This is a genomic window from Acinetobacter sp. 226, assembly GCF_048147925.1.
Taxonomy (GTDB): Bacteria; Pseudomonadota; Gammaproteobacteria; order Pseudomonadales; family Moraxellaceae; genus Acinetobacter; species Acinetobacter pecorum.
In genome coordinates, this window is record NZ_JAYWYX010000008.1 from 94,681 (window position 1) to 120,985 (window position 26,305).

Below are 26,305 nucleotides of genomic sequence, written 5' to 3' on the forward strand. Positions count from 1 at the left end.
GTACTTTATATAACTTTATTTACTTTAAATTCAGAAGATTTTCAAAGTTCTGCTTTGTGATATAAGCCATTTCTTCTATTGACTTATCATATACATCGCAAAGCGCTTTGGCTACATAAGGAACGTATTTAGGCTCATTAGATTTACCACGATACGGCATTGGCGCAAGATAAGGACTATCGGTTTCAATCAGCACACGATCCAGCGGAACCTGCTTGGCGACATCACGCAAATCTTGCGCATTCTTAAAGGAAACAATTCCGGAAAATGACACATAATAACCGCAGTCCAGTACTGCTTTTGCAGTTTCCCAGTCTTCGGTAAAACAGTGCAAAATCCCGTGAGTCGATTTTTCCGCCCGGATAATATCGACAGTATCATGCTTAGCGGAACGAGTATGAACGACTACAGGTTTTTTCACGATTTGTGATGCATGGATATGCCGGGCAAAGCAGGCTTTCTGTTCTGCAATAAAATCGGTACTGTGATAATAGTCCAGACCGGTTTCACCGAGCGCCCAGACTTTTTCCGGTTGCGCCAGCTCGACCAGATATTCAGTTGTGGCACGCGCCATGGTGGCAGCATCTTCGCAAGGATGTACGCCAACGGTATAACCGACATCTGCATGACGCGCGGCAATTTTGGCCAGCTCGATATGATCATCCAGATCGACCGAGATACTCATGAATTTGGAAACACCGGCTTCACGAGCCTGAGCCAATGCCTGATCCAGATCACCATAATATGGTGTCAAATCAAGCAGGGTTAAATGACAATGAGTATCTACAAACACAATGCGTTCCTATCAAGGGTAAATTAACTACATAGTGTAACTTTTACGTCCTTCAGATTTAAGACCTGCAACCAGACGATCTGCTTCATTTTTGAAATAAACGCCTTTTTCACCGCTTAACTGGATGCCAAAGCCTTGGGGCTTGATGCCATTCTGCTTTTGCGAGACCCAGATGACTTTACCAGTTAAAGGAATTTTCTGGGTCTGGTCAGGCAAAGTTGTCAATACAAAAACTTCTTCGCCCAGTTTGACCGGCTGCTTGGAAGGAATAAAAAGCCCACCACCCACAACATAAGGCATATAGCTGGCAAACAATGTTTCGATGTCAGGAATAGTAGCCTGAATAATACCGCCCATACGTGGTTGCATGTGATTTCCCCTTAATTAAAGATTCATCAGCTTGATAAACAATTCATCAATGACCAGATTGCTCTGGACATTCTGTTCAAGGTATCGCTTGGCTTGCTGAAAATCCTCATAAATTTTAAAAAGTGCTTCTAATGAATATTGTTCGGCAAGTACATTGAATTCAAGGTCAATGTTTTTCACCGTCTGATTTAGCTTGACACAAATTAAATCGGACAACAAGTATTCAAACATTTGAGCAAAGTCACTAAAATTCAGGTTTTTATTCCATTTGGTCGCAATTGCCAGTGGCATATTTTTTTGCATGACCAGTTTTTGCCAGTCTTGCAGAAAGTCCTGACGCAGTGGCAGCCAAGCACTTTGTGCAACCTCTAATGCCTGTAATGGCATCTGATTAGACAGGTTCATCAATAACTGTTGTTGGCTAGCACCTGCATCCGGGAGCTGATTCTGGACATAATCGCTAAATTGTTCTGCAGAAATCCGGTCTAAAGCAAAATGCTGCAAACGACTGCGTATGGTCGCGGGCAATTTTAAATAATGATTCGCCAGTAAAATAATGACTGTATTATCACCGGGTTCTTCCAGTGTTTTAAGCAAGGCATTGGCAGAAGCAATATTCAAGGCTTCTGCCGGTTCAATCACAATCACGCGCCAGCCATCTACAGTCTGTTGCACAAAAGGCAATAAATCACGAATCTTCTCAATCTTGATTTTGGCATTCTGTTTTTTATTGTCGTCATCGGTACTGATATGCACATAGTTGGGATGGGTGTCTGCCTTTAACCATTGACAGCTACTGCATTCACCACATGACCCCACAGGCTGACGATTCAGGCATAACACCCAAGCCAGAAACTGTTGGGTAAACGCTTCTTTGCCACAGCCTTTTTTTCCATAAAACAATAAACCATGCCCAAGCTTGGGAAAGCGCCCGGTCAGGGTTTCCCAAACCTGTTGCTGCCATGGATAGATATGTGCATTGACATCAAAAGGCATGTATTTGACTCTTTTTAGGCAAAATGGGAAAGATCCATCTGATTCAGGCGATCCAGATCTTCCTGGGTATCCACCCCTGGCGGCAAATTGGCTTCAGCCACCGCAATAGCAATACGGTGTCCATTTTCCAGAACCCGTAACTGTTCTAGAGATTCCAGTTTCTCCAGCACACCCATTTCCCAGGTCACATATTCTTGCAACAGTTTGACCCGATAGGCATACAGGCCTAAATGACGATAGGCTTGATCATGCAGTTTTGGTTCAGCCAGTTTCGCGCCATCACGGTCATAAGGAATGGTGGCACGGCTAAAATACAGTGCCTGCTGGTGTTTTGACATGACGACTTTCACAATGCTGTCACGCTTGAATTCATCCAATTGATGGATCGGCTCACATAGCGTCGACATGGAAGATTCAGGCTGATCTTCTAGAAGTTGAGCCACCTGTTTTACCAGTTGCGCCGGCAGTAAAGGTTCATCCCCCTGTACATTGACAATAATGTCATCACTGGCCCAGCCTTTAATTCGAGCCACTTCACTCAAGCGGTCTGTGCCGGAAGGATGATCCGCTGAGGTAATCACCACATCAATGCCTTCAGTACGGCAAACAGCGGCAATACGTTCATCATCAGTTGCCACACACAGATCGTCAAAACCTTGCACTTTTTTGGCTTGATCCACTACCCGCAGAATCATGGGACGACCATGAATTTCCAGCAACGGTTTACCCGGCAGACGTGAACTGGCGAAACGTGCAGGAATAACAATGTGTTTCATAATGAATGAGCCTTAAGAAATTTGAATACCGTATTGTTGTAACTGTTGCTGCAAGACTGTATAGCAGGCTGGCGATAGGACTGCATCGACTGGCACCACCCAGATATCCTGTTTAAAATCTGGATATTGTTTAAGTAGCGCCATAATTTTTACTGCGTCCTTTTCAGTCGTAATGATCGGATTACTATCATCAAACTGTAAATCCTCAATATCATAGTCATGATGGTCTGGAAACTCATGACACTGAAATTGTTCTATGCCTAAATTTTGCAAGGTCTGATAAAACCGCTGTGGAAAGCCAATGCCGACCACCGCATAAAAAGCCGCTTGAGGGTTAAAGATTTTAGTGCTGTCCTGATTGAGCAAATAAGGCTGTGATGCAGCCAGATGCATATTCAGTTCAGAACCTGGATGGGCTGCATGCTCAATTACGGTTCCCGTTTTCAAACGGGTCACTGGTTCACGTAGATAACCTTCTGGAAGCAGTTTCTGATTGCCCAGACCGCGATTATTATCCAGCACAATCCACTCAATCTGGCGGTTCAAGGCCCAGTGCTGCAGGCCATCATCACAGATAATCAGATCCAGTTCATGTTTGTGCAGCAGCAACTCGATACTTTTCTGCCGGTTGGGACCAACTGCCATCGGCACGCCTGTTGCCTGTACAATCAAGGCAGGCTCATCTCCGACAATCTCCGGCAAGGTATTAAAGTCGACATAGGCAGGAAATGGACCTTGGCCGCCATAGCCTCGACTGATCACGCCTACCCGAACATTTTTCTCGGTTAAATAATCCACCAGATGAATCAGCAAAGGTGTTTTCCCGCTACCACCGACTGTGATGTTACCAATCACCATAACGGGAATCGGCGCGCTATAACTTTTTTTAATGCCTTTTTGATAAAGCCAGTGATTGCTGATAAAACCCAGGCGATACAACCATGACAAAGGACGCAGCACCACCAGCCACTTTGCCTGTGCATTCCAAGCATCCTGAATGATTTGTGCCAGTGCCATAAGTTACTGTTCCTCAAAGTTACGCTGATGCAACTGATAATAAGCACCATGTAGCGCAATCAGTTCGGCATGACTGCCCTGCTCAACAATACGGCCCTGATCCATAACCACAATACGGTCAGCATTTTCAATCGTCGATAAACGATGTGCAATCACAATCGTCGTACGGTCCTGCATGGCTTTATCAAAGGCACGCTGAATAAAGTATTCCGACTCATTATCCAGCGCACTGGTCGCTTCATCCAGAATCAGGATAGAGGCATTTTTCAAAATTGCGCGTGCGATGGCGATGCGCTGACGCTGGCCACCAGACAGGTTTAAACCCTGGGCACCCAGCTGAGTATCATAACCTTGCGGCAATGCCATAATAAAATCATGCGCATAGGCTGCCTTTGCTGCCGCGATAATATCTTCATCGGAAGCACCTTCGAGCTGACCATAAGCAATATTTTCCCGCACGGTTCGGTTAAACAGTACTACTTGCTGGTTCACCATGGCAATCTGGGTTCGCAAGGCGGTAATTTCAAAATCTTCAATCGGTTTCTGATCCAGCAGGATCTGCCCCGAAGTCGCATCCTGATAACGCACCAGCAGATTCACCAGCGAGCTTTTACCGGCCCCAGAACGACCGACCAGCGCCACTGTTTCACCGGCCTTCACCTTTAAATTAAAATCATGAATGGCATGATGACCATCATCATAAATCAGGTTGACATCTTTAAATTCAATGTCGCCTTTTAAGCTATCAGTCAACGTCCCGGTATTTTTTTCTTCAGGCATATCCAGCAATTCAAATACTGAATGCGCTGCGGCCATACCACGTTGAATTTTTTCATTGATATCCGTCAAGGCTTTGATTGGTCTTGCCAGCATACCCGCCGCAGTAATATAAGCGACAAATTCACCCGCAGAGGTATCACCCAGAATTTGCGGACGCAAGGCAATAAACATCACAATACTCAGTGAAATCGACATGATCAGCTGAACCACAGGACTATTCAACTGTTGTACAGCAACCATTTTCAAGCCACGACGCAAGTTTTCCAGCGAGTTCTGTTTAAAGCGTTCCTGCTCGTAGTTTTGTCCACCAAAGCCCTTGACGATCAGGTTGGCATTCACCGTTTCCTGCACCACATGGTTCACATCACCCATGGTGTCTTGTACTTGCTGCGATAATTTACGCATCCGTCTTGCAGCTTTACTGATAATAAAACCGATGACGGGTGCAAAAATCAGGATACACATGGTCAGACGCCAGTTGGTATACAACAGGTAGCCTAATAATGCCAGAGTGATCAAACCTTGTTGCAACAAGGTTCTTAGGGCTTCAGTTGAAGCGGCGGTTAGCTGCTCCACGTTATACATGATTTTGGCAGTAATATGCCCGCTGGTATTGTCCAGATAATACTGGGACGGTAAACGCAGCAATTTTGCAAAAACTTCCTGACGGATATTGAACACCAGATTCCGGGAAATCACCGCAGTAAAATACCCCCCCATGAACAGACCCAAGCCCCGGAAGAACATGAGTATGACCACCAAAAATGGGAAAAGTGAAGTGAAACTCTGGTCTTTATTTTGAATCGCCTCAATAATATATTCCAGCAATTTGGCGACAGAAACTTCTGTGGCCGCATTAATAGAAAAACCTACCAGGACAAGTAATGCGATGCCCCAAAATGGTTTTAAATAACTTAAAAGGCGAAGGTAGACCTTAAAATCGTGCTTCACTAATAACCTCGGGTAGGTACTTTGGTACTGATATTGATATTCACAAAGCCGAGCTGCCCGGCCACATCCATGACACGAATCACGTCCTGATGACTGGCTTTTGCGTCAGCTGCGATGACAAACATTAAATCACGGCGTTCATTTGAAATCTGTTTAATTGCAGTACTTAAATCCGCAACTTCCTTGCTGACCAAGGATTGACCGTTGACTGCATAATGACCATTAGCATCCACAATCACTTCAACTTTCTGATCATAGCTTTTAGGCGGTACCCCTTGCGCATCAGGCAAGGTCAGATTCATTCGGCTCATTTGACTAAAAGTCGTCGACAAAAGCAAAAAGACCAGAATAAACAGCAGACAATCAATCATTGGTGTCAGATTAATATGTACATCTTCCACCTGGTTGCGTTTGAATTTCATCATCCGCCTCCTAGCTGGCTTTTTGCATATCTTGGTCTATGTCTGCATGATTGCGATAAAAAAGATCCGCATGAAACAAAGTCGCTTGCTGCTCAAGTTCAGCCACATATTCCTGAACAAGACGCTGAAAATAACGGTGCGCAAACAGTGCAGGAATTGCAATCAGCATACCGGCTGCTGTGGTAATTAAAGCCTTGGAAATACCGGGCATCATCAAGACCGGATCACTTCCAGTTCCCACATCGATCATCAGGAAAGATTCAATAATCCCAAGTACAGTCCCCAACAAACCGAGTAAGGGTGCAACTGCACTCAGCGTACCCAGAAAATTAATATTTTTTTCCAGATACCCGATTTCCTGTGAAGCCACTACTTCCATCTGCGCGCGAGCATACTGCTCACCCTGCTGTTTAGTCGCATAACCTGCGGTAAATACCCGACCCAAAGTACTACGCTTTAAGGCCGCACTTTGATTCATTTTTTGCATGACTTGTGCAGCATTTTGCGACGAACCCATTAACAGAGTCAACGGAAGTACTGCGTTCTTTTTCAGGCGAATCAGGCGTTCGATCGAAATCGCCAGCATAAAGATAGAACACAAGACCAGTGGCAGCATGAGCCAGCCACCTGCTTTAACCAATTCCCACATCTAATTTATTCCCCAATAAAAAATAGATAAATTTATTCATCTTCTAAAATAGACAGAATGCCATCAAGTTCTTCTAAAGAGTGATAGCTAATAACCAGTTTTCCTTTGCCTTGCTTGTTATAGTCAATTTTAACATCTGCACTGAAACGCTCCGAAAGGCGCTGAGTCAATTGTTGAATATCTGGTGCTACTGCTTCTTTTACTTTTTCTTGTTTAGGTGTATTGAAATCGCGGACTAACTGCTCGGTTTGGCGCACAGACAGACTTTTTTCAATCACAATATCCGCTACTTTAAGCTGATCTTTAGCTTTTAAGGTTAAGATCGCACGTGCATGTCCCATATCCAGCAAACCCTGCTGCATAAAGTCTTTTACTTCTTCAGCCAGGCTGAGCAAACGAAGCAGGTTGCTCACTGTTGTGCGGGCTTTACCCACTGTATCGGCAATTTCCTGATGGCTTAGGCCAAATTCTTCATGGAAGCGCTGTAAGGCCAGCGCCTGATCAATCGGATTCAGATCTTGACGCTGGATGTTTTCAATCAGCGCCAGTGCAATGGCAACCTGATCATTCAGATCCCGTACAATCGCAGGAATTTCAGTTAAACCCGCTAACTGTGCCGCACGCCAGCGACGCTCACCTGCAATAATTTCATACGGATAGCGCTCATCATCAACCGGTCGGATCACGATTGGCTGCATGATGCCATGCTTCTCAATCGATGCCGCCAGTTCCTGCAAATCCTGCTCGTTAATATAACGGCGTGGCTGGTATTCACCGCGCTTGAGCAAGTTTACATCGATCTGTTTCAGCTGACCATGATCAATGCCTTGGGCTTCGAGTTGTAATTTTTCTTTTTGAATTGATCCCAGCAAGGCATCCAAGCCACGACCTTTGGCGAGTCCACGTTTCTTGACGGTCATGCTTTACTTCCTTTTTTCACTTTGCTTTTCTTTAATACTTCAGCTGCCAGATTTAAGTAGGCAACTGCACCCTTTGAGCTTTTTTCAAAATAAATCACTGGCAAACCGTGCGCCGGCGCTTCAGCCAGACGTATATTTCGTGGAATCACGGTTTCATACAGTTTTTTACCAAAATATTGTTCCAGTTCTTCAGATACATCACGGGTTAAGGCATTGCGTGCATCGTACATGGTGCGTAATACCCCAACAATCTGCAGCTCCGGATTAAGTGCTTGCTGAATCCGGTCGATGGTCTGGGTCAGATCTGCCAGACCTTCCAGGGCATAGTATTCACATTGCATTGGAATGATCACACCATCCACGGCAGCCAAAGCATTCACCGTAATCAGGCTTAAACTTGGCGCACAGTCAACAATAATATAATCATATACAGATTCAATTTCCTGCAGGGCTTCACGCAAAATGAACTCGCGCCCTTCCTGTTCTGCAATTGCCAGCTCCACCCCAGCCAGATCCCGGTTGGCCCCCAGAACCTTGTAGCCAACTTCCGCCTTAGAGATCGCCGTTTCAATCGGCACTTCACCCAGCAAGACATCCGTGACCGAATACAGCAGGTCATTTTTCTGAATTCCCGACCCCATGGTTGCGTTGCCCTGAGAATCCATATCCACCAGCAGAACGCGTTTTTTTAACACAGCTAAAGATGCCGCCAAATTTACTGCGGTTGTGGTTTTACCGACACCACCCTTCTGGTTAGCAATCGCAATAATTTGTGCCATGTTGACCCCGATTTTCCAAAAATTTTAAATACGTTTTAATAGAAGTAAATGACGTTGTTCGTCCAGGCGCGGAACTTTCAGTTCAATAATCTGACAGCTAAATTCATCTTTTAATGCAGCCACTTCATCTGCAGGGATTAAACCTTTCATGGAAGCAATAATAGTTTGCTCATGCATATAAGGTTTAGCTGCATTGACAAAATCGGTCAATGAAGCGAATGCTCGACTGGTAATCACATCAAACTGGCCCAGCTCGTTAATACTGTCTTCATTCTCTACACGGGTTTGTACTGCAATGACATTTTTTAATTTCAGGTCAGCAATAAACTGCTTCAGGAAACGAATTTTTTTACCATTCGAATCCAGCAATACACATTCGCGTTCAGGCTGACATAAAGCAATGATCATGCCCGGCATACCACCACCCGTACCGATATCGAGCAAACGGCCTGCTGGTAAATCTTTCAGAATGCTCAGACTGTCGAGCAGATGCTTGACCAGCATTTCCTTAGGATCACGGATTGCGGTCAGATTATATGCTTTGTTCCACAGCACCAAAGCATCCTGATACTTGAGTAATAAATTTAAAGCCTCGTCAGATAGCTCTAAACCCAAAGCCTGGCTACCCTGCTTTAGTTCTTGAAAAAACATATGCATAAACAATCTACGCTCGAAAAAGTTAGGTGGAAGTATACCGTTTTCTCTATATTGGCACAGTAGGCAGTGCTTAGTGAATATTCACTTAAGCAGACTTCCCTTCACGGATTGCCAAATCCAGTGCTGTCAAACGCTCGGGGGTTCCTACATCAACCCAAATACCTGTCAATTTTGAGGCAGCAACTTCATTATTCAACATCGCAGCCTTTAATAAAGGCGCCAGAGGACGCTTTCCAGCTCCCAGGCCTGCAAACATTTTCGGATCAAGTACGGATATACCGCTAAACGTCAGATTTTCACCATCGACTTTCTGATCAAAAGTATAGGCTTTCCCATCTGCAAGCGTAAAATCACCTTCAGGATGTTGTTGTGGATTCTCGACCAGAACCAGATGTGCCAGATTATCTTCCAGTTCAATACCCAGTAAAGGTGCAAAATCCATACTGGTCCAGACATCACCATTTAATAAAATAAAAGGTTCATCACCGAGTAACGGCAAGGCATTGATAATTCCGCCTGCTGTTTCCAGGCCTTCACCTTCATGTGACCAAAGGATGTGCACGCCAAATTGCGAACCATCACCCAAAGCTTCTGCAAGTTTCTCACCCAGCCAGGCCGTATTGATCACAATTTCAGTGACACCGATTGCAGCCAGTTTTTCTAGATGCCAGACGATAAGTGGTTTGCCACCGACTTCAAGCAAGGGTTTCGGGGTATGCAAAGTTAACGGGCGCATACGATTGCCAAGACCTGCGGCCAAAATCATCGCTTTCATTTAGGCAGCCACCTCATATGAGCCATATTTGGCTTCAAAAACCGGCATCACTCGGTCACGGATAAACTGCATGAATGGCTGAAGTTCAGTATAAGCTTTTGATTCCTCGAGCAGATACCACATCACACGTGGTAAGTCCTTGAGATAACCTGACTTGCCATCACGTTCAAACAGACGCACAAAAATACCTAAAATCTTGATATGACGCTGAATCGCCATCATGTCGGCATCTTTTTTAAACTGTTCAAAGTCACGCTCTTCTTTAGCAGATGCTGGCAATAACTCATAGAAATTTTTGAACCAGCGATACACACGGTCGGCATTCCACTGCACATAGGCATCACGGGTAATCGAAATCAGGTCATAAGTATCCGCACCAATCACGGCATCCTGAAAATCAATCACACCGAGTTCGGTTTCATTTTCGATTTTCATCAAATTCCGGCTATGAAAATCACGATGCACAATGACCTGAGGTTGTGCCAAAGCAGCATTGGCCAGAATTGCAAAGGTACGCTTGATCAAGGCTGATTCTGCCTCTGTGGGCTGTACCTTTAAAGCCGGCAGCATCCAGTCGGTCAGCAACTCCATTTCCGAGATCAGCTTTTCATAAGAATAGGCGGGGAATTGCCCTTCTCCCGGAATGGATTGCAGCTGAATCAGCTGTTTAAAGCTTTGCTCATAATAGGCATCTACAGTCTCATCATTCAGCAGATTAGACAGCAGGACATCACCAAAGTCTTCCAGAAGTAAAAAACCATTCTTCAAATCTTTTGCGACGATATGCGGAACACGCACGCCATGAGCATCAAAAAATTCATCAATCGTCACAAAAGGCACACAATCTTCTTTTTCTGGTGGTGCATCCATCAACATAAATGTTTTATTATTCAGCTTGATTCGTGCATAACGACGAAAGCTGGCATCACCTGCTAAAAAATGAGTTTCAAATTGATCTGAACCGAGTACAGAGGCAATCCAAGATTGTATCAATTGTTCGCGTTGTGTATTCATTTGCAATTAATTCTAATACAGGCTGAGTTTTTAAAGTGCTAAGTGTAGCTACTTATCAACTTTTTCTCTATGATGCGACAATAATTAATTGCGATAAAAGCATGATTGGTTAATGAGACAAATGAAGCATCACTTTAAAATAAATCCTCTAGCGACTGCGATCTTAACCCTTTTATGTGGCAGCTCAGCCTCCAGCTTTGCTGCATCAAATGTCTCGTCCGATGTAAATGCAGAACAGCTTAAACAGCGCATTAATGAGACCTATCCAGGCGAAGCATTCTTCTCGCAATATTATGTCGACAAATCCTCTGCTGAAGCACAGCAACGTCAGGGAAAATATTTAAGCTCTGCCTACTGTAAAGGTGCCTGGGTCACTCCGATTGCCCCCGATGCAGAAACCGTTGCGCCAGATCAGGCTACCTCAACCATTAGCGCCGATTATGGATATTATGATCCGACGGGTGATTCTTTCCTGCAAGGAAATGTGGTAATTGACCAGCAAGGCCGTCAAATCCGTGCAGAGCGAGTCACCATCGATCAGAGCCAGACCTATGCCAAGGCAGAAGGTAATGTGCAACTTGCGCAAGGTGGATTAATCTCGCAAAGTGACGATATAAATTATAATTTAAAAACCCAGCAGGGTGATTTATATAACAGTTTCTACATTGCAGAACAGCAGCATGCTCACGGTCGTGCTGAAAAAATTGCCAAGACCTCTGACAATACTCTTGAGTTGGAAAATGCCACTTACTCCACCTGCCCGCCTGATCAGAAACCTACCTGGAAAATTCAGGCAGAAAAGATCAAGCTTAATCAGGAAACCGGACGTGGTGAAACCAAAAACACCAAGCTTTATGTTAAAGATGTTCCAGTATTAGCAGTTCCTTATTTTAATTTCCCGATTGATGATCGCCGAACCACCGGTATTTTGACACCGATTTTTGGCTTTACCAATGATGGTGGATTTGAACTTGGTGTTCCTGTTTATCTGAATTTAGCACCACAATATGATGCGACAATCACGCCGCGCTATATTGGAGACCGTGGTTTAATGCTGGAGGGCGAGTTCCGCTATCTGACTGAAGATTATGGATTAGGACGGATCTGGGGTGGCTATTTACCTTCAGATAGAAGCTATGACAATAGAGACCGCAAAGACTTACACTTTTTGCATGCCTGGCAAATCAACGAGCAGTTTTCCACCAATCTGGAATATAATTACGCATCAGATAAAGATTTCTTTGCCGATCTAGATAACAACCCGAACTCAAAAAGTGATTTAAACCTGCGCCGTGCCTGGGAAGTCAATTATAGAAATGGTATTCCCGGCCTAAAAGCACAATTTAAAGTTGAAGATTTCCAGACCCTTGACCCATCTGTTCCGGATGAAGATCGTCCTTATGCACGTTTACCTCAGCTTTTAGTGCATTATAAAACTGGCAATCCATTAGGGTTACAGTATGAATTTAAAAATGACACAGCTTATTTCCAAAAAGACCTGAAAAATTTTGTTGATACGGGTTCAAATGATGAAAAGGTATATCAACCAAGTGGTACGCGGATTTATAACGACTTTTCTGTAAGTTACAACCATTTTACCCCTTGGTCTTTTTTCATCCCTAAAGCATCATTACGTAACATCAATACCTTCTATGATGAAAAAACCCAAAACCGTAGTGCATCCAGTGAAAACAGCTCAATTGTAGTTCCACAGTTCACTCTGGATACCGGCTTGATCTTTGAGAAAGAAGGAACTTATCTACAAACCCTGACACCTCGCCTCTTCTATGCCTATTCGCCATATGAAAACCAGCAGAATCAACCTAACTTTGATTCCGTAGTAGCTTCGATCAATTACGACCAGTTATTTAGTGCACGCCGTTTTTATGGTAATGACCGTTTGGAAGACAATAATTTTGCCTCCCTCGGCCTCAGCTATAGCCTATTCAATGAAGAAGGTCTGGAGCGTTTACGTGCCAGTATCGGACAGAGTTTCTTTTTTGAAGACCGCCGGGTAACACTGGAAAGCGATGCAGATGAATTTGATCGTGAAAGTCATACCGGACCAGTGATCCAGCTCACCAGCCAGCTCTCCAATAATGTGTATATAAATCTAAACTCAAGCTGGATGTCAAATGGTGATAATGCTGAACGCGATTTGCAGGTCTATTACACGGGTGATCAAGGCAACCTGTACAACTTAGGCTATTTCTACCGCAAAAATATTCCAGACCGTCAGGAACGCTATGATCAGATCGTTGGCTCATTTATCCAGCCGATTGCCAACAACTGGCGTCTAGTTGGACATGCCCAGTTTGATCTCAACAATAGTGTCGCACGTGAATATTTACTTGGCGTAAACTATGAGTCATGCTGCTGGGGAGTATCTGTTTATGGCCGCTCATATTACAATGACTTAGATGATGTTAATGATTCAAACGTCAAGCCTAAACGAGCTATTTTGGCCGAAGTCAGCCTGAAAGGCTTAGGTGGGTTAAGCAGTAAACTCGCCTCATTACTAGAAAATCGTATTCTAGGTTTTAACAATATCAATCAAATTTGGACAGAACGTTAATGAAGACAAAACAGTTAAAACAAATTTTTAAAGCAACCGCTCTTGCGCTATGCCTTTCTTCAGCGATGACGACATTTGCTGTTGCCCAACCTAAAGATGAAGTTGTAGCTGTAGTCGACAATAGTGTTATTCTGCGTAGTGACCTAGCTCAAGGTGTAGCCGAAATTTCACATCAGCTGCAAAAACAGAAAAAGACAGTTCCACCACAACAATATCTTGAACAGCAAGCCCTAGAACAACTCATTATTCGCCAAGCACAGCTTGAGCAAGTAAAACGCTATAACATTCGTCCAGATGAAAAAGCCTTAAATGAAGCAGTTCTGAAAGTTGCCCGTAATGCTGGTTCACCAACTCTGGAAGCCTTCCAGCAAAAACTGGATGCTATGGGACCAAATACCTATGCTTCTTTACGTAATCGTATTGCTGAAGATCTGGCGCTAAACCGTTTACGTCAACAAATTGTGACTTCACGGATTCAAATTACAGATCAAGATGTTAAAAACTTCCTGAATACACCACAAGGTCAGGCTTTGCTCGGCAGCCAGGTGCATGTGCTGCATATGCGTATAAGCGGTGCAAATGCTGAACAGATTGCGAATCAGGTAAAGCAAGAATTAAATAACAGCAATGATATTCAGGCAATCAGCAAAAAATACAGCAAGAGTGGCATTAAAGTCGAAGCTGCTGACATGGGGGTAAGAAACCTGTCAGAAATTCCGGCTGAACTGGCTGCTCGTGTGACCACCCTGCAACCAGGTCAGACTTCTGAACTGATTCCTGTTGCCGATGGAGTACATGTCCTAAAACTTCTGGAACGTAAAGGTGGTGAACAGAAAGCTCTTGTTACTCAGTATTTGACGCGGCATATTTTGATTCAACCTTCTGAAGTGGTAAGTCCAGAAAATGCCAAACAGATGATTGATAGTCTGTATAACCGCCTGAAACAAGGTGAGGATTTTACTGTTCTAGCTTCAACATTCTCTACTGATCCTGGCTCGGCACGTGATGGTGGAAGCTTGGGTTGGGTCAGCCCAGGAGTAATGGTGCCTGAATTTGAACAGCAAATGAAAAGCACCCCAGTAGGTCAGTTTAGCAAACCGTTTCAATCCCAGTTTGGATGGCATATTCTTCAAGTGAGTGAAACACGTCAACAAGATATGACACAGGAATATCAGGAACGTATGGCCCGCCAATTATTAGGTGAACGTCAATTTGATGCGGAGCTGGACAGCTGGTTACGTGAAATACGTAATAACGCTTATGTTGAAATTAAAGACCCACAACTCGATCCTAAACGTAACCGTTAAGCTCCTTGAGCTACTAATAAAAAGCCAGCAATATATTGCTGGCTTTTTAATTCAACTTTTCGAAACATGCACATATAAAAAAACCTCTCCAGGAGAGGTTTTTTTATTTTTCAGACTTGATTAACGATTGTTTTCATCTTCTGACGAGTCGTCAAATTTAGTATCGTTATCAAAACCAGCGCCTTGACCGGCACCGAAGCCACCTTGACCACCGAAGCCACCTTGACCACCGAAGCCACCTTGACCACCGAAGCCAGCGCCTTGACCGCCACCGAAGCCACCTTGACCACCGAAGCCAGCACCCTGACCGCCACCAAAGCCACCTGCAGCACCTTGACCGCCAAAACCAGCACCTTGTGGACCAGCAGGCGCACCAGCAGGACGTGGATTACGTGCAGGTACTACAGTTGAAATTGCATGCTTATAAACCATTTGGCTTACTGTGTTTTTTAATAAAACCACGTATTGGTCAAAAGATTCGATATGACCTTGTAATTTAATACCGTTTACCAAGAAGATAGATACTGGGATACGTTCCTTACGGAGAGAATTCAAGAATGGATCTTGCAAAGTTTGACCTTTAGACATGTTATAACTCCAAAAAATTAAAAATCAGCGCAAAAACTATCTCTATTTTTCAATTAAAAATTATAAAAAAGATAGTCTCTAAATTTTGCTTTATCCGTGACAGTTTCGCAAGTCTTCTTGAGCCTGCTGTAGCGTAAAATATGTTGTAAATTTATGCTTTTCTTGCAAAGACCTTAACCACGTATATTGACGTTTTGCAAGTTGTCGTGTGGCAAATAAAGCCTTATCCTCCATTTCCTGTTGCTTTTGCTTGGTTTTATCGCCATTTTTTAAAAATTCTATGGCTTGTCGATAACCCACTGAACGCATGGAAGGTAAATTTTCATTAAAATCGTATTTTTCAATTAAGTTTGCAACTTCATTTAAAAAACCGCTTTCCCACATAATTTTCAGACGTTGTTGAATACGCCCATGTAATTCTAACCGATCAGGCATAAGAGCATAATTATGGAAACTGTAACGATATGGTAAGTTTTTAGGTTGTTCTGCCTGTAGTTTTGTAATCGGCTCTCCAGTCAATTTAAAAACTTCCAAGGCACGAATAATACGCTGTTTGTCACTGACCTTGAATTTTTCACCGGCAATCGGATCGACTGCACATAATTCTGCATAAACCGCTTCCCAACCCTCCTGCTCACCTTTCGCCTCAATCTCTGCCCGTATAGCATAATCTGCACTGGGTAGATTATCTGACAGACCTTCGAGCAAAGCTTTAAAATACAGCATGGTTCCACCGACCAGAATCGGAGTCTTACCACGGGCATGAATATCATCAATTAAACGGCTAGCATCTTCGACAAAGTTGGCCGCAGAATACACTTCGAGTGGACTGATAATATCAATCAGGTGATGCGGATAACGCGCCAATTCCTCTTTAGAAGGCTTGGCAGTACCAATGTCCATTTCCCGATAAACCAGCGCAGAATCGACCGAAATCAGCTCAAAATTTCCTTGCTCATATAGCTCACATGCCAAAGCAGTTTTGCCACTTGCAGTTGGCCCCATTAAATTGATGACCGGCAATTGATTGGACATGTAAAACTACTCTCCTCGAGCAAAAAGTTTATCTAGTTGAGCCAATGGAAAGGCGCGCCAGGTTGGACGGCCATGATTACATTGACTGGCAAATTCGGTTTGTTCCATCTGACGCAATAAAGCATTCATTTCCGACAAACTCAGGATACGATGCGCTCGCACTGCACCATGACAGGCCATACCTGCCAGAATCTGGTCACGCTTCTGCAATAGACTTTGTGCCTGATCACCCGGATCTAAATCATTCAATAATTCAGGAATCAGGGCATCAAAATCGGCCTTGTGTAGAATAGCCGGTACACCACGTACAATGACCTGCTCATCACCATACTGGTCAATTTCCAGACCCAAACGTGCTAGTTGCTCCTTAAGTTCTTCTACCCGCATCGCCTGCATCCGGCTAATGTTTACGACCTTTGGAATCAGCAGTTGCTGTGACGTCCAGAATTCAGGTTTATCCCAGGCTGATTTCATCTGCTGCAAAACGATACGCTCATGCGCCGCATGCATATCGACAATAATCAGACCTTCGGTATTTTGCGCCAGAATGTAGATACCATGTAACTGGGCAATGGCAATACCCAATGGATGCTCATCCACTTTGGCCTTTACATGTGTCTGAAAAGACTGCTCAGGACTGAATACTTCAGTTTCCGACCTTTCTCTCAGCGGAGCTAAATAATTTTGCAAGGCATTATTCAGCTGCTGTGAACCCGAATAAGATTTACGGTAATCTGGGGAATAATGCACCGTTTGTGGACCTGAAGATGCAAAATCGGTCAGTACATCTGAAGTTTCATTTTCACTTAAGGCAGATGTCGTTCTCACCACCTGCGGCTGAGAACGCGCAGTCTGATGCAGACTGAACTGTTCCTGATAACGTGGTTGCGGGGCCGTCAAGCCAGGCTGCTGATCCTGTTTCATTGCTTCGGCCAGATCCGCAGTTGCGGTCTGGAATTGTGCCAGCGTTTCTTTGGCATAATGCCGCACAAACTCATGTACTTCACGCTGATTCAGGAAGCGAATTTCATGCTTGGTCGGATGGACGTTCACATCCACATTTTCTGGATCAACTTCTAAAAACAGTAAATAAGCCGCATGCTGATGCCCATGCAAGATGCCGTCATAGGCCATCCGCAAGGCATGAGAAATGGTTTTGTCTTTGACAATCCGGCCATTCACATAGACATACTGCAAATCAGCCTGTGCACGTGCATCTGAAGGATGGCCAAGCCAGCCAGACAAACGCATGTTGATACTGTCTGCATCGATCCAGTAGGCATTTTCAGTAAACTGGCGGCCAAGCAATTGCTGTACCCGTTGAAAACGCAAAGCGCCGCTATCCGCCACGGGTAAATTCAGCTTGATGCTTTCATTATGTTCCAGCACAAACCGGATATCAAAATGCGTTAACGCCATACGGCGCACAATTTCTTCGATATGACCAAATTCAGTGCCCGGTTTTTTCAGGAATTTACGCCGTGCAGGCACATTGAAAAACAAATCCTGAACCCGGATATGTGTCCCTTTCGAAGCTGCGACCGCTTGAATTTCCTGATGATCAAAAGCCGTGCCATTGACTTCGACCTGATAACCGATGCCCTCGTCATTTTGACTGCTGATCATGGTCAGGCGAGAAACTGCAGCAATCGACGCCAGTGCTTCGCCACGAAAGCCCAGACTGCTAATCGCATACAGCTCGTCAGCGCTCTGGATCTTGCTGGTAGCATGGCGCATCACGGCCAAAGCTAGATCTTCGGAATGAATTCCGCGTCCATTGTCGATGATTTCAATTAAAGTACTACCACCCTGTTCGACCCGAATGATCAGTTCCGTCGCACCCGCATCAATCGAGTTTTCCAGTAATTCCTTGACCACAGAAGCCGGACGTTCAATGACCTCACCTGCGGCAATCTGGTTGGCAAGTGCAGGATCAAGGGCACGAATACGGCGCAGACTTAAATCATTCGACATGTGAGAATTGGCGCTCCAGAGCTTCTCGTAAGGCAAGATTCGATGAAATCAGACTTGCAGTACGGGTGAGCTCATCTTCAGATTTTAAAATTTCAATAATCAGGTCAGCTTGCGGAATTTCATCGCCACCTTTGGACGGCCATTCAAATAAAAATAGCGCATTCGGTGTTTCCAGATAATCCCGGATGCCCATCAATTCCAGCTCATACGGGTCATTCAGACGATACAAGTCAAAATGAAAAATATCCTGACCATTGATTTGATAGGGTTCGACCAATGTATAAGTTGGACTTTTCACTGAACCTTTATGACCCAGCTGTTGCAAATAATAACGCGTTAACGTCGTTTTTCCTGCCCCCAGGTCACCAATCAGATACACGACTCCCGCAGGGAAATTTTCCGCCAGAACCTTGGCCAGTTTTTGGGTATCGTCTTCATGATTTAAAGTGACACTAAATGAATAAGGCATATTACTCACGACATGATGCAAAAGAATAAATATGATAGCATCGCCACGCTTTAAAAGCCTATTCACCCGTGTGAGAAACTGTATTTTTTCACAGCATCTGTTCCTTAAGAGGTTAATCTGCCTGCCATGCAACCGACTGTTGAATTTAACCCGCCCATGCTGAATGGAGTCAGTGCCAGTAAAGTGTTTTTGCCAGCCAGTCCGGATGCGCCCCTGACAGTTTTTGCTTATTTATGCACGCAATTTGCGCATATTACAGCAGATGAATGGCGGTCCCGTTTCAACGAGGGACTGGTCTATAATGCCCAAGGCAATCAATTAACAACAGAAAGTCCATTTCAAGCCAATAGCCACTGTTTCTATTACCGCTTTTTGGCACATGAAGTGCATGTTCCTTTTCAACATCAGATTTTATTTGAAAATGAGCATTTCATGGTGGTCGATAAACCGCATTTTTTGACCATGAGCCCGACCGGACAATATGTGCAGGAAACGCTACTGGTTCGTCTTAAAAAGCAAACCGGCAATGAGCATTTAACGCCCATTCACCGGCTGGACCGTGAAACGGCAGGTGTGGTCCTGATTTCCAAATGTGTGGAATCACGTGGCCTGTACCAGCAGTTATTTGCTACACGGCAGGTGCAAAAAACCTATCATGCAATTGCGGCGTATAACCATAGTTTAAAATTCCCATTGGTCACACGTTTGAGAATGCAAAAAGGTCAGCCTTTTTATACCATGCACGTGCTAGACGGAACGCCAAATAGCGAGACAGCGATTGATCTGCTGGAACACAACACAGAATGGGCCAAATATGAGTTGAAACCGCATACTGGCAAGCAGCATCAATTACGGGTGCACTTGAATCATCTGGGTATTCCGATCCGTCATGATCCCTTTTATCCACAGGTAGTGCACAAGGCGGAAGATGATTTTTCTGCACCTTTAAGTTTATTGGCTAAACATATTCAATTTATCGATCCGATCACGCAAAAAAGCCTAAATTTCAGCTCGCAACTTGAATTGACACTGTAAATCGCTTGTCATTACAGATTATTTTCTAAAATCGGTCGCTTTAAGATTGAATTTCAAACATAATTGATTAGAATAAAGGCGAAAAGTTAAGTAATTTAAAGCTTTAAAAATATTATGAGAAAAACTGAAGTTTATCAAATTCGCTTGGACTCGCAAGAGAAGAAACAAGCCTTTGCAGTATTTAAGCAATTGGGGATTACGCCAGCTCAGGCTGTGCGTCTTTTTTTCAAGCAGGTGGTGATTACCAAATCGATCCCCTTCTCGATTGAAAACCAGAATATCAATCTGGAACAGCTGATCCGACTACGTAAGCTGAAACAAAACGAAGCTAAAACCGAGCAAAATGCGCTTTCCAGTTCTGCCATGAATCTACTGGATGATCAGGAGATTGCATTGGATGATGATCATCTTGATTTATTTGAAGAACTGAATGCTATTTTGGGTGAAAGCGACAAAATTTAACATTGTTGCATTTCCAAACAATTTCTAAAGCCTGCCACTCACAAACTTCGCTATGCTTGATGCTGATAATCAATAAAAAATTAGCTGGAGTATGCAATGCTCGTACGACGCGCCCAGTCAGCAGACCTGAATCAACTGGCGATATTATTTGATGAATATCGACAGTTTTATGGTACGTCTTCCAATCCTGAACTCTCTTACCAATTTTTAAAACAGCGTTTTGAAGATGGACAGACTGTTATTTTTATCAATACCAAAGATGATACCTTTACCGGCTTTATTATCCTGTATCTGGGTTTTTCTTCGGTGGCCTGCTCGACTTATTATATTCTGGATGATGTGTATATCACGCCGGTTTTTCGGCGTCAGGGCGCAGCCAGACAACTGATTGATACCGCAATTTTATTTGCCAAACATGAACAGGCCTTAAGAATCACCCTAGAAACCCAAAAAAACAATTATCAATCGCACAAATTATATGAATCCATGGGATTTATTAGAGACGATGAGTTTCAAACCCATCACTGTTTCCTAAAATAAGCCTTATTTTTTAATCCAATTTCAAGAGAATAAAAAAATTATTATTCAGAGCGGAATTTGGCCTGCGCCACCTGTTCCACATTTAAATACAGCCACTCTCCTTCAGCCAGTTCTGGTAAAGCTAAAGCACCAATCTGTGCACGGTGCAACTGTTCAACTTTATTGCCTACAGCAACCAGCATACGCTTCACCTGATGATAGACGCCTTGATGGATAGTCATTTGCAGACGATTTTCAGCCAATCGTGTCACTTCAGTAGCTGCAAAAATGCCTTTTTCATTTCTTAACTCGACCCCTTGCTCTAATTGCTGAATCTGTTCATCCGTGACTGGATCCGCAGTTTGCATCTGATAGACCTTGGCCACATGTTTTTTGGGATGAGTCAGCGCTTGCAGGAATTGGCCATCATCAGTCAGCAATAACAGCCCGGTAGTATCCTGATCCAGACGCCCTACACACTGAATCCCCCGATTCAGCAGAATGTCATCAAACAGGTCAAACACACTAAAATGATGGGTCGCCTGATGCGAACATTCATAGCCTTGTGGCTTGTTTAAGGCGATATAGACTTTTTCCCGATAGGTATAGCTTTTACCATAAACCTCGAAATTCAAGTTATTTAAATCCAGTTTATGTTTGGGATTGTCAATCACTTCATTTTGAATTGAAACAGCACCATTTTTAATCAGTTGCTGACAATGCTTACGAGAGCCGAAACCTTGTGACTGCAACATTTTTTCCAATAGCATCTGTTTATACCTGTATCGAGTGAAGACCTGTGCATTCTATCCTGAATCAGTCATGAATTTGGTTTCTTCCTCTGTTTTCTAGGTATCACGTGTTGAAAAGCTCTACAATAGCTTTATTTTTCACTCTATCTCTCCTACTTATGTCGCAACTTGATCTAAATCTGATTGTTCTTCTGGTATTACTGGCTTGCGGTATTTTCAGCCATAATAGTGCAGTCACCATTGCTGCAGCGGTGTTAATCGTTTTAAAAATCACGCCTCTCAGCAGTTTATTGCCCTATGTACAGGCACATGGTTTAAATATCGGCATTATTATTCTGACCATTGGTGTTCTGACACCAATTGCCAGTGGCAAAATTTCTGGAGAAAGTATTTTAAAATCTTTCCTGAGCTGGAAGTCTTTACTGGCCATCGCAATTGGGGTCTTTGTCGCCTGGTTGGGCGGACGTGGGGTGAAACTGATGTCAAGTCAGCCAGATGTGGTGGCCGGACTCTTGTTAGGCACAGTAGCAGGTGTAGCAGTATTACGCGGTGTTCCGGTTGGCCCTTTAATTGCGGCTGGAATTTTATCGGTATTGATTGGGACGCGATAATACATCGGGTTTGAAAAATGAGATTAAAAAATCAAATAATTTTAAAAGGCTGCCTATGCGTTTTATCTGCTAACGCCAAAGATCCACGACGACCTCCATGTCGCCCGGCATCAAACTGTATCTCAAATTTTAATTGACAGAAAAATAGATATCTCACTGCAAGGTTATCCAATTCAGCTCAACCTTATTCTAGAAGATAGGACCAACTTTCTATCATTTTTTAATTTAGCAAGTAGACTGAAATATTCAGGCTTATTCCACAAACAGCAAGGCTAAACGCACTTGGTCATAAGCCATTTTAGGTGTAGTGAGTTCCACAATCGGACGCAGCTTAATAGAACCATCATCATTAAAATGTTCCGAGTTTTGACGCTTGGTCAGGCGTTTATAAATCTTGCGAACCTGTTCCACCACTTCTTCACCCGGATGGGCAACTGAAATATCCAGCCCCTGCTCTTTATGCAAACGGCCTAAATGGTTAATGATGGTTGCCGGAGTCAAACCACGTTCAGTTGCAATATCAGCAATCTCATAACCTTCTTCAAACAGTTCCCGCGTTTCATCCAATGTTGCAGTAGCATAGCTTTGTTTACCACCATTTTTGGCAATTTTCTTCTCATTGCGCTGGATTTCAACTTCGTTCAGTGTTCCACCACAATGCCGGATAAAGGCATTATGCTGTACAGTCAGATCCACATTGTCAAAATTCGCTTCGGCTTCATCAGAGAGTTCCTGAAAACGGCGATCCGCCTTAATAGCCAGAGTATCGAGCTCTAAAGCCTGCTCATTAAAACCTTTTAAACGTAAGCCATTCAAGCTTTTTAACCGCGATAGCGCTACGTACCCCTGACCCTTTTCAAAAGTATGGCTCAGGTCAATCTCGGCAGCTTCCAGAGTCATTCCTTGGGATTTATGAATGGTAATCGCCCAGGCCAGACGTAATGGAATCTGCTGGAAACTGGCAATGGTTTTACCTGCTTCATTGTCGACTGACCAGGTTTCAGGCTCCACGATTAATGTAGTTCCATCCGTCAGTTTGACTTTCGGTAGCACACCATATTCATCATCTTCTTCAAAGCCAATGACTTCACCCAGACTGCCGTTGATATAGCCCATATCGAAGTTGTTTTTCACAAACATGACTTTGGCATGTTTTTTCAGGGTTAAAGACTCTGGTGCACGCACTGAAGATTTTAAAGTCTCGATCAGCTTGTCATTGCCATCACACTGCGCATCAAACTGGCGCGGATCATTGTCAATTTCATTCAGATGTTTGAAGTTAATACTGTCCACATCCATATTATGGGTATAAAGCCGTGTATAGGTTTCGCCAATATCCTGCTGGCGTGTGGCCTGAAGCGCTGTACGATGTTCATGATTAATTGCCTGTGCACGAATGGCATTTAGAATATCATTCAGATAATCATTGCCCTGACGATGCTGCTCGGTCAGATAACAGACACGAAACTTGGCTTCCACCCAGGCATCCGACATAAAGCAGAATTTGTCACGGTTGCGTTCATCATTTTTACCAACGGGCGGCAACTGGAAAAAGTCGCCTGCAACAATCACCTGAATCCCACCAAAAGCCTCATCACTTTCCTTGAAATATTTCAGTACCTGATTGACCAGATTAAGCTGCTTGGCATGCAGCATGGAAATTTCATCAATGATCAAAACTTGTGCGTTTTCTAGATGTTCTTTCAGGTATTTACGTTCCTTCATGCGCTTTAAGTCTTCTTCAGACAAAAAGTCCTTAATTCCAATTCCCGCCCAGGTATGAATGGTCATACCATTCATGTGCGTTGCTGCAATCCCGGTCGATGCGGTAATCGCGACCGACACCTTACGGGCCTTCAGATAATTGATATATTGATTAAGTGTATAAGTTTTTCCTGCACCCGCAGAACCGGTTAAAAATACATTTTCGCCTGCTTTTAAGAGCTTAAGTGCAGTTTCCTGTTTCATAAAAGACATACCGTAAAAGAACGGCTATAGCCTAACGAGTTTTAGCGGAAAAGTTAAGCTTCATGGACATAAAAGGACTGAATCTGGTCAAGCCTGCAGGTTTAGCCAGTTAATAAAATGCTGGGCAATATTGCAGTATTCAGCTTCTGCTTTTTGATTGTTCGGATATTCCAGCTGATCAAAAATCACCTGCCCATTGACCAGACGGCAGCCCAGCATCAGCGGTAAGCGTACAGCAGGATGAGACATACGAAAGGCTAGATACTGGCCTTCCACTATTTGTTGGGCGTAACTTGCTGCCAGGCAGTTGCGGAAAATTTTGGTTTCTTCAATAATCCGGTCCAATGTTTTCAGCTCTTCAAAACGCCAGTTGAAATATAACAAGAAAGGGACCTGTGTCCGTGTTTTCCAATGAGCCAAAGCAAATTCTTTTTTCAGCTTGGCAATAATTTCCTGCTTCTGAATCTGATCATGCCAGGCAACCGCCTGACTAAACAAACTGCTCCAGCTCAGGTTTTTTGGTATGTGTTTATGATTGGAAAAATAGTCAACCAAATAGTCGCGCACATAACTGTCAAATACCGACTCTCGCATATGCCCGCCGTGCATATAAAACAGCTGCCTGAATTCAGTAAAGGTAATCTGGTAGCGCCGCAAAACAGTATAAAAGTCACGATTCTGCTGGCTTTGAGGCTGAATATACGCCAAAACTTCATCCGGAAGATGCGCGGTGATCCTATATAGATGCTGCATATACGCCTGCATCACCCGGCTCAAATTCAAGTAAACTTTCTTAGTCAGCTGATCATCCATTTTCGCCATATTGCGCAGCAACTCCATCCATTCATCCAGATACAGAATCGAGGGGCTAATCGCAATTCGTTGATCATCAAATGATTGGCGTGTGCCTTTCAATACAAATGACTGATTATGCTCACTCTGAAACCATTCATGCTGGATCGCATATTCATGTATGCTATGAATAAACAGACGTGCCGAAACATATTGAAAATATTGCAAGGTCGCCAGAATAATCTGTGGATGAATATGGTGACTATCTACAAAACTTAAGGCTGTCACCGCCACCCGCACACTGCTATGCTGGATATTGTTACTGATCCAGTCCAGCACTTCAGCAGATTGCTTGAATAGCCAATTTACCGCTCGCTGACAGTCAAACAGTGGCAATCGAGCCACCTTTTTTTGCCATAAATAAGAATGATTTTCAAAGAAATTCCGTTTAGATAACAAATCATCCCGATGCCAGACCTCGCGGTTCATCAAACGGACAAAACCGAGCAGGTTGCTCTGCTCCTGTGCATGCCGATACAGCATGCAGATATCATCAGTGTGATCAATCAGTTCCTGCAGGTTAAAACGCTCTTCAAAAGACAATGACATAATCCGGAATGTTACCGGAGGCAAAAATTGCGTAGCACTAAAACAGAATTCATCCAGACTATCCATCAATGACTGGATGGACAGAAATTCATCTTGCTGCAGATATTGCAAAGAAAAAGCCTGTTGCAAGCTTTCAAGGATTTGCTGTGGAATTTCATTCCCATACTGCACAAAGTTTTGCATCACAGGTATTGTGTATAGTCCCGCCTTGATCAGCTGCTGGTCGATAATCTCAGCCTGAACAGCCGACATCTGCTGCAGAAATGCGAATACCCGTTCTGGGCCATTGAGCCCTGCATACACCTGAGCAAAAATGAGCTGGCGTAACTGCTTGGCTTTGTCGCGCAAATATAGTGAATGCTGGGATTTTAAATCTCCAGTCAGGAAATAGATATCCTGTAGAAAGAATTCCTCCAGTGCTTCCGCCTTGCTTTTATGGAAATAAAACTGACGTTCCACCAAAGTAGACACGGCTCCTGAGTCTAATGCGGGCGGAGTATGAAACTGGATATAAAACCATCCATCCAGCAATTCAATCCGATGCTGATCCTGCTGAATTTTTAATAAATTTTGTGCATTCAGCTGACCAATCATCGCCATCTGGTCAAGATAAAGCTGTTTTAGCTCTGGAGAAATCCGCAAACATTGTTGTGCTAGTAAACTTAAAGGCGCTATCAAGCCATTCTGTTCCATACGCGCCTCGTCATCTTA

At 43.8% G+C, this 26,305-nt stretch carries 26 protein-coding genes; 6 read left to right on the forward strand and 20 right to left on the reverse strand.

The window, feature by feature from the left end:
• Window positions 1-19: 19 nt before the first annotated feature.
• From VXP95_RS05305 to VXP95_RS05365, 13 genes are all read right to left on the reverse strand, one after another.
• On the reverse strand, window positions 20-793 hold the full coding sequence (locus tag VXP95_RS05305) for a TatD family hydrolase (protein WP_416711621.1): 774 nt from the start codon (window positions 791-793) through the stop codon (window positions 20-22).
• A 27-nt stretch (window positions 794-820) separates the two neighbouring features.
• On the reverse strand, window positions 821-1,162 hold the full coding sequence (locus VXP95_RS05310; protein WP_004645468.1) for a PilZ domain-containing protein: 342 nt from the start codon (window positions 1,160-1,162) through the stop codon (window positions 821-823).
• 15 nt (window positions 1,163-1,177) lie between these two features.
• Window positions 1,178-2,158 carry a DNA polymerase III subunit delta' C-terminal domain-containing protein gene (locus VXP95_RS05315; protein ID WP_416711622.1) on the reverse strand — a complete coding sequence of 327 codons (981 nt, stop codon included), beginning with the start codon at window positions 2,156-2,158 and terminating at the stop codon, window positions 1,178-1,180.
• A gap of 14 nt (window positions 2,159-2,172) precedes the next feature.
• Entirely contained in the window at window positions 2,173-2,934 is a 762-nt protein-coding gene (gene kdsB, locus VXP95_RS05320; RefSeq protein WP_191730583.1) for a 3-deoxy-manno-octulosonate cytidylyltransferase, read from the reverse strand.
• A gap of 12 nt (window positions 2,935-2,946) precedes the next feature.
• Window positions 2,947-3,951 (reverse strand): tetraacyldisaccharide 4'-kinase, encoded by a 1,005-nt coding sequence (lpxK, locus tag VXP95_RS05325; RefSeq protein WP_280560451.1) that lies wholly within the window; start codon window positions 3,949-3,951, stop codon window positions 2,947-2,949.
• 3 nt (window positions 3,952-3,954) lie between these two features.
• Window positions 3,955-5,682 carry a lipid A export permease/ATP-binding protein MsbA gene (gene msbA, locus VXP95_RS05330; protein ID WP_064096576.1) on the reverse strand — a complete coding sequence of 576 codons (1,728 nt, stop codon included), beginning with the start codon at window positions 5,680-5,682 and terminating at the stop codon, window positions 3,955-3,957.
• The gene (locus VXP95_RS05335) at window positions 5,682-6,104 is read right to left on the reverse strand and encodes an ExbD/TolR family protein (protein WP_064096577.1); all 423 of its coding nucleotides are present in this window, start codon (window positions 6,102-6,104) and stop codon (window positions 5,682-5,684) included. Before VXP95_RS05335 ends, msbA begins: the two co-directional genes overlap by 1 nt.
• A gap of 10 nt (window positions 6,105-6,114) precedes the next feature.
• Window positions 6,115-6,753 (reverse strand): MotA/TolQ/ExbB proton channel family protein, encoded by a 639-nt coding sequence (locus tag VXP95_RS05340; RefSeq protein ID WP_064096578.1) that lies wholly within the window; start codon window positions 6,751-6,753, stop codon window positions 6,115-6,117.
• A gap of 32 nt (window positions 6,754-6,785) precedes the next feature.
• Window positions 6,786-7,673 (reverse strand): ParB/RepB/Spo0J family partition protein, encoded by an 888-nt coding sequence (locus VXP95_RS05345; RefSeq protein ID WP_416680718.1) that lies wholly within the window; start codon window positions 7,671-7,673, stop codon window positions 6,786-6,788.
• The gene (locus tag VXP95_RS05350) at window positions 7,670-8,452 is read right to left on the reverse strand and encodes a ParA family protein (RefSeq protein WP_416680720.1); all 783 of its coding nucleotides are present in this window, start codon (window positions 8,450-8,452) and stop codon (window positions 7,670-7,672) included. Before VXP95_RS05350 ends, VXP95_RS05345 begins: the two co-directional genes overlap by 4 nt.
• A 24-nt stretch (window positions 8,453-8,476) precedes the next feature.
• On the reverse strand, window positions 8,477-9,109 hold the full coding sequence (gene rsmG, locus VXP95_RS05355) for a 16S rRNA (guanine(527)-N(7))-methyltransferase RsmG (RefSeq protein ID WP_064096580.1): 633 nt from the start codon (window positions 9,107-9,109) through the stop codon (window positions 8,477-8,479).
• 85 nt (window positions 9,110-9,194) lie between these two features.
• Complete coding sequence (murU, locus tag VXP95_RS05360; RefSeq protein WP_416680722.1) at window positions 9,195-9,884, reverse strand: N-acetylmuramate alpha-1-phosphate uridylyltransferase MurU; 690 nt, start codon at window positions 9,882-9,884, stop codon at window positions 9,195-9,197.
• Window positions 9,885-10,898, reverse strand: coding sequence for an aminoglycoside phosphotransferase family protein (locus tag VXP95_RS05365; RefSeq protein ID WP_416711623.1), 1,014 nt, complete (start codon window positions 10,896-10,898; stop codon window positions 9,885-9,887). It lies immediately after the preceding gene.
• A 121-nt stretch (window positions 10,899-11,019) separates the two neighbouring features.
• Here VXP95_RS05365 and VXP95_RS05370 point away from each other — a divergent pair, with 121 nt between their 5' ends.
• Entirely contained in the window at window positions 11,020-13,473 is a 2,454-nt protein-coding gene (locus tag VXP95_RS05370; protein ID WP_064096583.1) for an LPS-assembly protein LptD, read from the forward strand.
• The gene (locus tag VXP95_RS05375) at window positions 13,473-14,780 is read left to right on the forward strand and encodes a peptidylprolyl isomerase (RefSeq protein ID WP_064096584.1); all 1,308 of its coding nucleotides are present in this window, start codon (window positions 13,473-13,475) and stop codon (window positions 14,778-14,780) included. Before VXP95_RS05370 ends, VXP95_RS05375 begins: the two co-directional genes overlap by 1 nt.
• Before the next feature lie 120 nt (window positions 14,781-14,900).
• Here the strand turns inward: VXP95_RS05375 and hfq are convergent, their stop codons facing one another.
• From hfq to tsaE, 4 genes are all read right to left on the reverse strand, one after another.
• Window positions 14,901-15,368 carry an RNA chaperone Hfq gene (gene hfq, locus VXP95_RS05380; protein WP_416680726.1) on the reverse strand — a complete coding sequence of 156 codons (468 nt, stop codon included), beginning with the start codon at window positions 15,366-15,368 and terminating at the stop codon, window positions 14,901-14,903.
• A gap of 90 nt (window positions 15,369-15,458) precedes the next feature.
• Window positions 15,459-16,403 (reverse strand): tRNA (adenosine(37)-N6)-dimethylallyltransferase MiaA, encoded by a 945-nt coding sequence (gene miaA, locus VXP95_RS05385; protein WP_416680727.1) that lies wholly within the window; start codon window positions 16,401-16,403, stop codon window positions 15,459-15,461.
• Window positions 16,404-16,409: 6 nt separating this feature from the next.
• On the reverse strand, window positions 16,410-18,377 hold the full coding sequence (gene mutL, locus VXP95_RS05390) for a DNA mismatch repair endonuclease MutL (protein ID WP_064096587.1): 1,968 nt from the start codon (window positions 18,375-18,377) through the stop codon (window positions 16,410-16,412).
• A complete protein-coding gene (gene tsaE, locus VXP95_RS05395; RefSeq protein ID WP_064096588.1) occupies window positions 18,367-18,846 on the reverse strand; it encodes a tRNA (adenosine(37)-N6)-threonylcarbamoyltransferase complex ATPase subunit type 1 TsaE in 480 nt (159 codons plus the stop codon). Before tsaE ends, mutL begins: the two co-directional genes overlap by 11 nt.
• Window positions 18,847-18,972: 126 nt before the next feature.
• Here tsaE and VXP95_RS05400 point away from each other — a divergent pair, with 126 nt between their 5' ends.
• The 3 genes from VXP95_RS05400 to VXP95_RS05410 all read left to right on the forward strand — a co-directional run bounded on the left by VXP95_RS05400 (window position 18,973) and on the right by VXP95_RS05410 (window position 20,883).
• Window positions 18,973-19,881 carry a pseudouridine synthase gene (locus tag VXP95_RS05400; RefSeq protein ID WP_064096589.1) on the forward strand — a complete coding sequence of 303 codons (909 nt, stop codon included), beginning with the start codon at window positions 18,973-18,975 and terminating at the stop codon, window positions 19,879-19,881.
• A 114-nt stretch (window positions 19,882-19,995) separates the two neighbouring features.
• Window positions 19,996-20,343, forward strand: a complete 348-nt coding sequence (locus tag VXP95_RS05405) for a type II toxin-antitoxin system RelB/DinJ family antitoxin (protein WP_064096590.1) — start codon at window positions 19,996-19,998, stop codon at window positions 20,341-20,343.
• A gap of 96 nt (window positions 20,344-20,439) precedes the next feature.
• Complete coding sequence (locus VXP95_RS05410; RefSeq protein WP_064096591.1) at window positions 20,440-20,883, forward strand: GNAT family N-acetyltransferase; 444 nt, start codon at window positions 20,440-20,442, stop codon at window positions 20,881-20,883.
• A gap of 41 nt (window positions 20,884-20,924) precedes the next feature.
• Here the strand turns inward: VXP95_RS05410 and VXP95_RS05415 are convergent, their stop codons facing one another.
• Window positions 20,925-21,632, reverse strand: a complete 708-nt coding sequence (locus tag VXP95_RS05415; RefSeq protein ID WP_416680732.1) for a pseudouridine synthase — start codon at window positions 21,630-21,632, stop codon at window positions 20,925-20,927.
• 140 nt (window positions 21,633-21,772) lie between these two features.
• Here VXP95_RS05415 and VXP95_RS05420 point away from each other — a divergent pair, with 140 nt between their 5' ends.
• Window positions 21,773-22,225 (forward strand): DUF441 domain-containing protein, encoded by a 453-nt coding sequence (locus VXP95_RS05420; RefSeq protein ID WP_416705797.1) that lies wholly within the window; start codon window positions 21,773-21,775, stop codon window positions 22,223-22,225.
• Between the two features lie 252 nt (window positions 22,226-22,477).
• Here the strand turns inward: VXP95_RS05420 and VXP95_RS05425 are convergent, their stop codons facing one another.
• Together VXP95_RS05425 and VXP95_RS05430 are read right to left on the reverse strand one after the other, a co-directional pair.
• Entirely contained in the window at window positions 22,478-24,193 is a 1,716-nt protein-coding gene (locus tag VXP95_RS05425) for an AAA family ATPase (protein WP_064096594.1), read from the reverse strand.
• 87 nt (window positions 24,194-24,280) lie between these two features.
• Entirely contained in the window at window positions 24,281-26,287 is a 2,007-nt protein-coding gene (locus tag VXP95_RS05430; RefSeq protein WP_416680734.1) for a hypothetical protein, read from the reverse strand.
• Window positions 26,288-26,305 lie beyond the last annotated feature (18 nt).

Excerpts from the sequence above, each read along its gene's own strand:
- VXP95_RS05310 (WP_004645468.1), bottom strand. The coding sequence starts at position 1,162 with ATGCAACCACGTATGGGCGGTATTATTCAGGCTACTATTCCTGACATC.
- VXP95_RS05315 (WP_416711622.1), bottom strand. The coding sequence starts at position 2,158 with ATGCCTTTTGATGTCAATGCACATATCTATCCATGGCAGCAACAGGTT.
- kdsB (WP_191730583.1), bottom strand. The coding sequence starts at position 2,934 with ATGAAACACATTGTTATTCCTGCACGTTTCGCCAGTTCACGTCTGCCG.
- lpxK (WP_280560451.1), bottom strand. The coding sequence starts at position 3,951 with ATGGCACTGGCACAAATCATTCAGGATGCTTGGAATGCACAGGCAAAG.
- VXP95_RS05335 (WP_064096577.1), bottom strand. The coding sequence starts at position 6,104 with ATGAAATTCAAACGCAACCAGGTGGAAGATGTACATATTAATCTGACA.
- VXP95_RS05340 (WP_064096578.1), bottom strand. The coding sequence starts at position 6,753 with ATGTGGGAATTGGTTAAAGCAGGTGGCTGGCTCATGCTGCCACTGGTC.
- VXP95_RS05345 (WP_416680718.1), bottom strand. The coding sequence starts at position 7,673 with ATGACCGTCAAGAAACGTGGACTCGCCAAAGGTCGTGGCTTGGATGCC.
- VXP95_RS05350 (WP_416680720.1), bottom strand. The coding sequence starts at position 8,452 with ATGGCACAAATTATTGCGATTGCTAACCAGAAGGGTGGTGTCGGTAAA.
- rsmG (WP_064096580.1), bottom strand. The coding sequence starts at position 9,109 with ATGCATATGTTTTTTCAAGAACTAAAGCAGGGTAGCCAGGCTTTGGGT.
- murU (WP_416680722.1), bottom strand. The coding sequence starts at position 9,884 with ATGAAAGCGATGATTTTGGCCGCAGGTCTTGGCAATCGTATGCGCCCG.
- VXP95_RS05365 (WP_416711623.1), bottom strand. The coding sequence starts at position 10,898 with ATGAATACACAACGCGAACAATTGATACAATCTTGGATTGCCTCTGTA.
- VXP95_RS05370 (WP_064096583.1), top strand. The coding sequence starts at position 11,020 with ATGAAGCATCACTTTAAAATAAATCCTCTAGCGACTGCGATCTTAACC.
- VXP95_RS05375 (WP_064096584.1), top strand. The coding sequence starts at position 13,473 with ATGAAGACAAAACAGTTAAAACAAATTTTTAAAGCAACCGCTCTTGCG.
- hfq (WP_416680726.1), bottom strand. The coding sequence starts at position 15,368 with ATGTCTAAAGGTCAAACTTTGCAAGATCCATTCTTGAATTCTCTCCGT.
- miaA (WP_416680727.1), bottom strand. The coding sequence starts at position 16,403 with ATGTCCAATCAATTGCCGGTCATCAATTTAATGGGGCCAACTGCAAGT.
- mutL (WP_064096587.1), bottom strand. The coding sequence starts at position 18,377 with ATGTCGAATGATTTAAGTCTGCGCCGTATTCGTGCCCTTGATCCTGCA.
- tsaE (WP_064096588.1), bottom strand. The coding sequence starts at position 18,846 with ATGCCTTATTCATTTAGTGTCACTTTAAATCATGAAGACGATACCCAA.
- VXP95_RS05400 (WP_064096589.1), top strand. The coding sequence starts at position 18,973 with ATGCAACCGACTGTTGAATTTAACCCGCCCATGCTGAATGGAGTCAGT.
- VXP95_RS05405 (WP_064096590.1), top strand. The coding sequence starts at position 19,996 with ATGAGAAAAACTGAAGTTTATCAAATTCGCTTGGACTCGCAAGAGAAG.
- VXP95_RS05410 (WP_064096591.1), top strand. The coding sequence starts at position 20,440 with ATGCTCGTACGACGCGCCCAGTCAGCAGACCTGAATCAACTGGCGATA.
- VXP95_RS05415 (WP_416680732.1), bottom strand. The coding sequence starts at position 21,632 with ATGCTATTGGAAAAAATGTTGCAGTCACAAGGTTTCGGCTCTCGTAAG.
- VXP95_RS05420 (WP_416705797.1), top strand. The coding sequence starts at position 21,773 with ATGTCGCAACTTGATCTAAATCTGATTGTTCTTCTGGTATTACTGGCT.
- VXP95_RS05425 (WP_064096594.1), bottom strand. The coding sequence starts at position 24,193 with ATGAAACAGGAAACTGCACTTAAGCTCTTAAAAGCAGGCGAAAATGTA.
- VXP95_RS05430 (WP_416680734.1), bottom strand. The coding sequence starts at position 26,287 with ATGGAACAGAATGGCTTGATAGCGCCTTTAAGTTTACTAGCACAACAA.